General features: G+C 65.2%; 1 protein-coding gene. It reads left to right on the top strand.

Going from position 1 to position 3,205, the window contains the following annotated elements; genetic code table 11:
• On the top strand, positions 1-3,205 hold a 3,205-nt coding region (locus AC09SL_RS29310), incomplete at both ends, for a non-ribosomal peptide synthetase (protein ID WP_479571980.1).

Genomic DNA, 3,205 nt, shown 5'->3' with positions numbered 1-3,205 from the left:
ATCGCCCGTTGGGGCCAACATTTGCTGCACCTGCTCGATGCCATGCTCGACGATGCGGCGCAGCCGCTGGCGACCCTGCCGTTACTGGACAACCTGCAACGTCGGCAGTTGCTCGGCGCTTTCAACCAGACCCACGCCCCCTTCCCCGAAGGCCGGCTGGTGCACGAATGGTTCGAAGAGCATGTGCAGGCCCAGCCACAGGCCATCGCGGTCCAGGCGGAGGGCACCCAGCTCAGCTACGCCGAACTCAATGCCCGGGCCAACCGCATCGCCCACCGCTTGATCGCCGCCGGCCTGCGTCCGGATGAGCGCGTGGCGCTGCTGGTGGAACGCAGCCCCGAGATGATCATTGGCATCCTGGCCATCCTCAAGGCCGGCGGCGCCTATGTGCCGCTGGACCCGAATTATCCGCAGGATCGCTTGCAACAAATGCTCAGCGACAGTTCGCCTCGGGTACTACTGACCCAAGGCCTCTTGGCCGAGCAACTGCCACCGCAGGAGATTGCCCAGCTGTCGCTGGACGACTCGACCGAAGGTGATGACCACAACCCACGGATCGAAGACTTGACCTCCCGGCACCTGGCCTACGTCATGTACACCTCCGGCTCTACGGGCAAACCGAAGGGGGTGATGCTCGAGCATCGTTCGGTGTGCAACCAGATCGGTGCCCTGCAAGAACGCTATGGCCTCAACCCTCGTGATCGCGTCCTGCAATTCGCCACCATGACGTTCGACATGTCGGTGGAGGAGATCTTTGGTGCCTTGCTGTCCGGTGCCACCCTGTTACTGCGCAGCGATGCCTGGATTGCCGGCACCGCGGCCTTCGCCATGCTGTGCGAACAACATGGGATCACCGTCGCGAACCTGCCGACCGTGTTCTGGCAACAGGTTAGCCGCGACCAGCATGTGCCGCTGCCGGCCTCGTTGCGCCAGTTCATGATCGGCGGTGAAGCGGTAGGCAAGCAGGCCGTGAGCCAATGGTTCGCCCGTGCCGGCCATCGCCCGGCGCTGTTCAACGCCTACGGCCCGACCGAGGCCACCGTAAACGCTTCGATCCGCCTGATGGAAAGCGACCACGACGATTTCCGCTCCATCGGCAAACCGGTGCGCAATACCCAGTTGCATGTGCTCGATGCCAGCGGCAACCTCGTCCCGCTCGGGGTTGCCGGCGAGATTCACATTGGTGGCGTCGGTGTCGCTCGCGGTTACCTCAATCGCCAGGCGTTGACGGCCGAGCGCTTCATCGCCGACCCGTTCAGCACCGACCCGGACGCGCGCCTGTACAAGACCGGCGATCTCGGCCGCTGGTTGGCCGATGGCACCCTGCAGTACCTGGGACGCAACGACGACCAGGTGAAGATCCGCGGTTTCCGCGTGGAACTGGGCGAGATCGAAGCCATCCTTGCCGGCTGCGCTGGTGTGCGTGAAGCGGTGGTGGTGGCCCAGGAAAGCAAACCCGGCCAATCGGACAGCAAGCGCTTGATCGCTTACCTGTGTGGAGAACCGGTGCCGGTGGAGCAATTGCGCCGCGCGTTGCTGGCGGCCCTGCCCGACTACATGGTGCCCAGTGCCTTCGTCCAACTCGAGGCCCTGCCATTGACGCCCAACGGTAAGCTCGACCGCCGCGCCTTGCCCGCTCCGGGCCAGGAAGCGTTCGCCAGCCGAGCCTACGAGGCACCTCGGGGTGAGATCGAACAGATCGTCGCGACGGTCTGGCAAGACTTGCTGGGCATCGAGAAGGTCGGCCGACATGACCGGTTCTTCGAACTCGGCGGGCATTCGTTGCTGGCCGTGAGCCTGATCGATCGCCTGCGCCAGCATGGCCTGAGCGCCACGGTGCGCACCGTGTTCACCGCCCCCAGCCTGGGGGAAATGGCCCTGGCCCTGAGTCGCAACGACGAGGCCTTGTTCCTCGCGCCGGCCAACCGCATTCCGGCCGATTGCACCGAGCTGACACCGGACATGTTGCCACTGGTGGAACTGACCCCGGCGCAACTGGAGCGTATCGTCAGCGCCGTGCCTGGTGGCGCCGCCAACGTGCAGGACATCTATCCCCTGGCCCCGTTGCAACAGGGCATCCTGTTCCACCATTTGCTCGGGCATGAAGGCGACGCCTACCTGGTGCGCTCGATGATCGAATTCGACGACCGCCCGCGCCTCGACGCCTTTGTCAGCGCCTTGCAGGCGGTGATTGATCGCCATGACATTCTGCGCAGTGCCGTGCATTGGGTCGGACAGCCGCAGCCGGTGCAGGTGGTGCAGCGCCAGGCCGTGCTGCCGGTCCAAGCCATCACCCTGGCCGCCGATGAGGATCCGCGTACTCAACTGGAGCGCTTGAGCGATCCACGCCACCTGCGCCTGGATCTGCAACTGGCCCCCCTGATGCGCGCCTGCATCGCCCAGGATCCGCACTCCGAACGCTGGTGGCTGGCCCTGCTGGACCACCACATGATCAGCGACCACGTGTCCCTGGGCATCGTTCTCGAAGAAATCCAGCAACTGATGCAGGGCCAGGGCGCCCATTTGCCGACGCCCATGCCTTATCGCGAGTTTGTCGCCCAGGTGCTAGCCACGCCGCCCCAGGCCCATGAAACCTATTTCACTCGCCGCCTGGCCAGTGTCGACGAACCCACCGCACCGTACGGCGTACTGGACGTCCAGGGCGATGGCGCCCAGGTGGTAGAAACCAGCGTGCGTCTGGACCGCGACCTGAACCTGCGGATCCGCACGCAAGCGCGCCTGGCCGGGGTGACACCGGCCGTGCTGTTTCATATTGCCTGGGCCCAAGTGCTCGGGCGCTGCACCGGCCGCGACGACGTGGTGTTCGGCAGCGTGGTCGCCGGGCGCCTGCAAGGTTCACTGGGCGCCGACCGGGCCCTTGGCGTGTTCATCAACACCTTGCCGGTACGGGTGCAACTGGCCGGGTTCGGCGTCCGCGCGTTGGTGGACGAAACCTATCGCGACCTCAGCGAACTGCTCGCCCACGAACAGGCTTCCCTGGCCCTGGCCCAACGTTGCAGCGGTGTCGGCGCGGGCCTGCCGCTGTTCACCACGTTGCTCAATTACCGTCATCAGACCGACGGCGGCTCGCTGGCCAACGACGATCAGGTCTTGACCTGGGACGGCGTGCGCTTCCTGAGCAATGAAGCCCGGACCAACTACCCGATCGAAGTGGCCGTGGCGGATGAAGGCGACGATTTCTCCG

The sequence above is a fragment of the Pseudomonas sp. PF05 genome (assembly GCF_056521845.1).
Note: the sequence above shows the minus strand (reverse complement) of the source record. Positions and strands in the feature narration are given on the sequence as shown.